Annotated in this window: 5 protein-coding genes; 4 read left to right on the top strand and 1 reads right to left on the bottom strand. The window is 73.5% G+C overall.

The features are described from left to right. The first annotated feature begins 227 nt into the window (after positions 1–227). The 3 genes from ACOV8S_RS21055 to nirD are packed head-to-tail and all read left to right on the top strand — an operon-like array spanning position 228 to position 4,455. Positions 228–1,445, top strand: a complete 1,218-nt coding sequence (locus ACOV8S_RS21055; RefSeq protein WP_448319370.1) for an NAD(P)/FAD-dependent oxidoreductase — start codon at positions 228–230, stop codon at positions 1,443–1,445. After that, positions 1,445–4,060 carry a nitrite reductase large subunit NirB gene (nirB, locus tag ACOV8S_RS21050; protein WP_448319369.1) on the top strand — a complete coding sequence of 872 codons (2,616 nt, stop codon included), beginning with the start codon at positions 1,445–1,447 and terminating at the stop codon, positions 4,058–4,060. Before ACOV8S_RS21055 ends, nirB begins: the two co-directional genes overlap by 1 nt. Next, complete coding sequence (nirD, locus tag ACOV8S_RS21045) at positions 4,057–4,455, top strand: nitrite reductase small subunit NirD (protein WP_448319368.1); 399 nt, start codon at positions 4,057–4,059, stop codon at positions 4,453–4,455. Before nirB ends, nirD begins: the two co-directional genes overlap by 4 nt. A gap of 217 nt (positions 4,456–4,672) precedes the next feature. On the opposite strand, the gene ACOV8S_RS21040 is transcribed toward nirD, so the two are convergent. Then, positions 4,673–5,509: a DUF4253 domain-containing protein gene (locus tag ACOV8S_RS21040; RefSeq protein ID WP_448319366.1), complete on the bottom strand. Its 837-nt coding sequence runs from the start codon at positions 5,507–5,509 to the stop codon at positions 4,673–4,675. A 336-nt stretch (positions 5,510–5,845) separates the two neighbouring features. Here ACOV8S_RS21040 and ACOV8S_RS21035 point away from each other — a divergent pair. Then, positions 5,846–6,596: SAM-dependent methyltransferase (locus tag ACOV8S_RS21035; RefSeq protein ID WP_448319364.1), on the top strand; the 751-nt coding region annotated here is incomplete at its 3' end.

Raw genomic sequence — 6,596 nt, 5'->3', positions numbered from 1 at the left:
CCTCACCCTCCCCAACGGGGCGCCGCTCGAACGGTACGCACGCCCCGTCGGGCGGGGCCGCCGCCTGTACCTGCGGGGCCCATCGGCCGGACAGTGGTACGTGCTGGCCCTCCAGGGCTGAAGCCGACCGCCCTCACACCGTCCCCCCGCCTCCGCTGAGGGCAGCGTTCCTCGCGGGAAACGGGAGGGATGCGGCCGGGTAACACCCACGCCGCACGCTTCCGGGTATGACGTCGCAACAGCGTGTGGTGGTGATCGGGGCCGGTCCCGCGGGGGTGCGCCTCGCCCGCCGGCTCGGCGAGCTGGGCGTGCCGGCCGTGCTGGTCGGCGAGGAGGAGCACCGGCCGTACAACAGGGTGCTGCTCGCCGAGGTGCTGGCCGGGCGGTACGCCCCGGAGGTGATCGAGCTGCCCGCGCCGGCCGGACTGGTGCGGGCCCGGGCGGTGAAGATCGACCGGGACGCGCGGCGCGTGTTCTGCGACGACGGGCGCGAGCTGGAGTACGGGACGCTCGTCCTGGCCACCGGCTCCAACCCGGTACTGCCCCCGCTGCGCGGCCTGTTCGCGGTCGGCGACCACCAACTGCCGCGCGGAGTGCATGCGTTCCGCACCATGGACGACTGCCTGGAGCTGTCGGCGGCGGTGCGCCCCGGCACCCGGGCGGTCGTGGTGGGCGGCGGGCTGCTCGGCGTGTCCGCGGCCCGGGCGCTGGCCGAGCGCGGGGCGCAGGTGGTGCTGGCGCAGCAGTCCGAGCGGCTGATGGAACGCCAGCTGGACCCCGCCGCCTCGGCGCTGGTGCGACGGCACCTGGAGGACCTCGGCGTCGAGGTCCACACCGAACTGCGGGTGCGTGACATCCGGGTGGTGGAGGGCGCGGTCCGCTCGGTGGAGATGGCCGACGGCTACGCCCTGGGCGCCGACGTGGTGGTGCTGGCCTGCGGGGTCCGGCCCCGCACCGGCCTGGCGCAGGGAGCGGGGCTCGACGTCCGCAAGGGGATCGTCGTCGACGACCGGCTGCGCACCAGCGACCCGCACGTGCGGGCGCTGGGCGACTGCGCCGAGCACGACGGCCAGGTCTACGGGCTGGCCACGCCCGCGCTGGAGCAGGCGGAGGCCCTCGCCCTGTCCCTGGCGGGCGACGACACCGCCCGCTACACCGGCACCCGCGCCCTGACCCGGCTGACCCTCTTCTCCGACCGTCCCTTCGACCTCGCCGCGTTCGGCGAACTCACCCCGCTGCCCGGCGACGACGTGGTCCAGCTGGCCGACGCCACCCGCGGCACCTACCGCAAGGTCGTGGTCCGCGAGGACCGCCTGGTCGGGGGCGTGCTGGTCGGCGAACTCGGCACGGTCGGCGCGCTGGCCCGCGCCTGGGAGGGAGCAGAGCCGCTGCCCTCCGGCGGCGCCCCCCTGCTCCACCTGCTCACCAACGACGGAGGCTCCTGATGCCCACGCCCACCACTGACACCCTCACGGTCCGCCCCACGATCGTGCTCGTCGGCCACGGCATGGTCGGCCAGCGCTTCCTGGAGGCCCTGGCGGAGCGCGGGCTCACCGCCACGCACCGGGTGGTCGTGCTCTGCGAGGAGCCCCGCCCGGCCTACGACCGGGTGCACCTGACCTCCTACTTCTCCGGCACCACGCCCGACGAACTCTCCATGACGGAACTCGGGTTCATCGAGAAGCACGGCATCGAGCTGCACCTGGGCGACCCGGCCGAGTCGATCGACCGCGAGGCCCGGACGGTCACCGCCCGCTCGGGGCTGACCGTCCCCTACGACACCCTCGTGCTGGCCACCGGCTCCTACCCGTTCGTCCCGCCGGTCCCCGGCAAGGACGCCGACGGCTGCTTCGTCTACCGCACGATCGAGGACCTGCTGGCCATCGAGGAGTGGGCGAAGGCGCGGGCGGTCACCGGCGCGGTGGTCGGCGGCGGCCTGCTCGGACTGGAGGCGGCCGGCGCGCTCAAGGGCCTCGGGCTCGACGCGCACATCGTGGAGTTCGCCCCCCGGCTGATGCCGGTGCAGGTCGACGACGGCGGCGGCGCGGCCCTGCTGCGCACCATCGAGCAGATGGGCCTGACCGTGCACACCGGCGCCGGCACCCAGGAGGTGCTGACCGGCGAGGACGGCGCGGTCACCGGGATGAAGCTGTCCAACGGCGCCGAGCTCTCCGTCGACCTGGTGATCTTCTCGGCCGGCGTCCGCCCCCGCGACCAGCTGGCCCGCGACTGCGGCCTGCAGGTCGGCGAACGCGGCGGCATCGCCATCGACGAGCACTGCCGGACCCTCGGCGACGAGCGGGTCTTCGCCATCGGCGAGTGCGCCCTGGCGGCGGACGGCCGGGTGTACGGCCTGGTCGCCCCCGGTTACGAGATGGCGCAGACCGCGGCCGCCGCGATCGCCTCCGACGAGGCCGCCACGTTCACCGGCGCGGACCTCTCCACCAAGCTGAAGCTGCTCGGCGTGGACGTGGCCTCCTTCGGCGACGCGCACGGCGCCGCCGAGGGCTGCCTGGACGTCGTGTACTCCGACTCCCGGGCCGGCCTGTACAAGAAGCTGGTCGTCGGCCGGGACGGCACCCTGCTGGGCGGCATCCTGGTCGGCGACGCCGAGGCCTACGGCACGCTGCGGGCGCTCACCGGCTCGGTCCCGCCCGTCTCCCCGGAGAGCCTGGTGCTGCCCGCCGGGGCCGCGGGCGGCGGGGCGCAGCTCGGCCCCTCCGCGCTGCCGGACGAGGCGATCATCTGCTCCTGCCACAACGTCACCAAGGGCGCGATCCGCGGCGCGGTCACCGACCACCGGTGCGTGACGGTGCCCGAGGTGAAGAAGTGCACCAAGGCCGGCACCGGCTGCGGCTCCTGCGTGAAGGTGCTGGGGCAGCTCGTCGAGGCGGAGCTGGAGGCGAGCGGCATCGAGGTCGACAAGGGCCTGTGCGGCTGCTTCGCCCAGACCCGCGAGGAGCTGTACGAGATCGTCCTCGCCCTCCGTGTCACCTCCTACCGGGAGCTGCTGGACCGCCACGGCCGCGAGGAGGCCCGCGGCGGCGACGGCTGCGAGATCTGCAAGCCCTCCGTCGCCAACATGCTGGCCACCCTCGCTCCCGCCATCGGCGCGGACACCCACGTCCTGGACGGCGAGCAGTCGGCCCTCCAGGACACCAACGACCACTTCCTCGCCAACCTGCAGAAGAACGGCTCCTACTCGGTGGTCCCGCGCATCCCCGGCGGTGAGATCGCCCCGGAGAAGCTGATCGTGATCGGCGAGATCGCCCGCGACTTCGGCCTCTACACGAAGATCACCGGCGGCCAGCGGATCGACATGTTCGGCGCCCGCGTCGAACAACTGCCCCGCATCTGGGCACGCCTGGTCGACGCCGGCTTCGAGTCCGGCCACGCCTACGGCAAGTCGCTGCGCACGGTGAAGTCGTGCGTCGGGCAGACCTGGTGCCGCTACGGCGTCCAGGACTCGGTCCGCATGGCCATCGACCTGGAGCTGCGCTACCGGGGCCTGCGCTCGCCGCACAAGCTCAAGTCCGCGGTCTCCGGCTGCGCCCGTGAGTGCGCGGAGGCCCAGTCCAAGGACTTCGGCGTCATCGCCACCGCCAACGGCTGGAACCTGTACGTCGGCGGCAACGGCGGCGCGACGCCGCGCCACGCGGACCTGCTCGCCCAGGACCTCTCCGACGCGGAACTCGTCCGCCTCATCGACCGGTTCCTGATGTTCTACATCCGCACCGCCGACCGGCTGGAGCGCACCTCGGTGTGGCTGGACCGGATCCCCGGCGGCCTGGACCACGTGCGCGACGTGGTCGTCCACGACTCGCTCGGCATCTGCGACGAGCTGGAGCGGCTGATGGCCGCGCACGTGGCCCACTACCGCGACGAGTGGGCGGCGGTGCTGGCGGACCCGGAGAAGCTGGACCGCTTCGTCTCCTTCGTCAACGCCCCCGAGACCCCCGACCCGATGGTCGCGTTCGTCCCCGAGCGCGGCCAGATCAAGCCGGACCTGCCGCTGCTGCAGATCGGCACCCGCCAGATGGAAGGGACCGCGACCCGATGAGCACTGCCGTCGTCACCGCTGCCACTGTTGGCACTGCCGCCACTGTTGGCCCTGCCGCCACCCTCACCGGCACGGCCGTCCGCCTGAAGGCCGGCGAGGACTGGCTGACCGTCTGCGACCTGGATCGCCTGGTCCCCGGCCGCGGTGTCGCCGTCCTACTGCCCGACGGCCGCCAGGCCGCCGTCTTCCTCGACCGCGCGGGCCGCCTCCACGCCGTCGACAACCGCGACCCCTTCACCGGCGCGGCCGTCCTCTCCCGCGGCCTCCTCGGCAGCCGCCAGGGCCACCCCTTCGTCGCCTCACCCCTGCTGAAGCAGCGCTTCGACCTCGCCACGGGCGTGTGCCTGGACGACGAGACGGTCCGCCTGACGACCTACGAGGTCCAGGCCGCCTAGGCCCGGACCCGACGGGGAGCCGCGCGTGGGGGACGCGGAGACAGGTGGACGGGACCGCTGCCGGGCGGTCCCGTCCACCTCTTCGGCCCCTTCCCCGACCGGCCCCTCCCCCGGCCGTCCGGGCCGACGCACCGGCGCACGGTTCGGGCCCTCCAGCAAGGCGGGCGCGTGCCCCAGGGACAGCCGCGCGCCCGCCTTCCCCGCATCGTGCGGGCCGTCAGTCCCACCAGAGCGACCACATGGTCGACCGGACCATGCCGTCGCCGTCCCGTTCCGGGACCTGCACGGTGTCGTCGCAGTAGCCCAGCAGTTCACAGGTCGCCTCGGCGGCGTCCCGCGGTCCGAGGGGCGGCCGGTCGACCACCAGCTCGAGGCAGGCGCCCTCGGCGAAGAACAGTTCGGCCCCCCACCTCTCGTGCCAGCGCCGGAGCAGGGCCGCGTCGTCGGCGGGCGTCAGGATCCGGTCGCCGTACCCCCACCAGTTGGCCGTGCCGTACAGGTAGGGCAGGACCACCGGCACTTCGTGACCGCCGCGCGCGGCCACGAAGTTGACCCAGCGGCCCCCGCCGAACGGGCCGTCCCCGCTCCCCCACCGTGGCACCCCGGGCAGGGGCTCCGCCAGCTCCGGGCCCAGCCGGAGCGCCAGCCGGTCCGCGTCGTAGTCGTCGCGCCACTCCTCCTGGTCTCCGGTGCAGTCGACCGACCTCCTGAAGTTCGACACCACCACGGAGGCGGCACGCGCGTCGTGGTCCTGGCCGGCCACCTCGGCCAGCAGGTCCTCCAGGGCGGCGGAGTCGAAGGCGTCGTGCACCCCGTTGCGGACGACGTCGTTCGGCGATCTCGGCGTGACGTACGGCCACCAGCCGGTCTCCGGGTGCTTCCGGCGCCACTCCTCCCACACCGCCCGCACCCGAACCTGCTCGACCTGGACGCCGACCACCTCGACGCCCGCCTCGGTGACGTCCCGCCTCACGCGCGCCCGCCGGTCACGGGCCCGCAGGGCGCCGACGAGATCGTCGGCGCCGATGCGCGGGCGGGGCATGAAGGTACTCATGGAACGCGACCCTAGGAGGACGGGGCGGCCCGGAGCGAAGCAATTTGCGCCGCCCCCGGAGCTTGTGCACGATCACCGTCGAGCCACGGCCGAGGTGCGGACCGCCTCACCGAACACGGCGCGACTCCCGCCGGTGGACCACCACAGGGCTGGAGGCCGAGGGAAAGGGAACGAGGGAAGTTCCACGCCGCGATCACCGACACCGGAACCGGGACGGGGACCGGGACCGGGACCGAACTCACCACCGGGACGGCATCCCGTTTCCCCCGCACTCCCCAAATCCACCTCGTAACATGCGCGTTGGCGGAGATCACCCGTGGGACAGGAGAGCAGCGCATGGCGACCACCCCCTTCACCTCCAGCGGACCGGCACCGGAGATCAACACCTCGATACCGCACTCAGCCCGGATCTGGAACTACTGGCTGGGCGGCAAGGACAACTACCCGGTCGACCAGCAGGCCGCCGAGCAGTTCCAGGCGGCGTTCCCGCAGATCGCCGAGAACGCCCGCTCCTTCCGCTCCTTCCTGCGCCGTGGTGTCACCTATCTCGCCGCGGACGCCGGCATCCGCCAGTTCCTCGACGTCGGCACGGGCCTGCCCACCGTCGACAACACCCACGAGCTCGCCCAGCGCGTGGCCCCCGAGTGCCGGGTGGTCTACGTCGACAACGACCCGCTGGTCCTCGCCCACGCCCAGGCCCTGCTCGTCGGCAGCCCCGAGGGCGCCACCACCTACCTGCACGCCGACCTCCACGAGCCCGAGGCCATAGTGGAGGCGGCACGCGAGACCCTCGACTTCGACGAGCCCGTCGCACTCATCCTCAGCGGCATCCTCGGCCACGTCATGGACGACGACCTGGCCCGCGACCTGGTCCGCCGTCTCCTCGCCCCGCTCCCCTCCGGCAGCCACGTCCTGATCTGCGACGGCACCGACACCAACGCGGAACTCCGCGCCGCCCAGGAGCAGCACAACGACCGGGGCCCGGTCCAGTACCGGCTCCGCAGCCCCGAGGAGATGGCCTCCTTCTTCGACGGCCTCGACCTCGTCGCCCCCGGCGTCGTCCCCTGCACCCAGCGGCGCCCCGATC

This window comes from Streptomyces sp. CO7, assembly GCF_053474865.1.
Note: the sequence above shows the minus strand (reverse complement) of the source record. Positions and strands in the feature narration are given on the sequence as shown.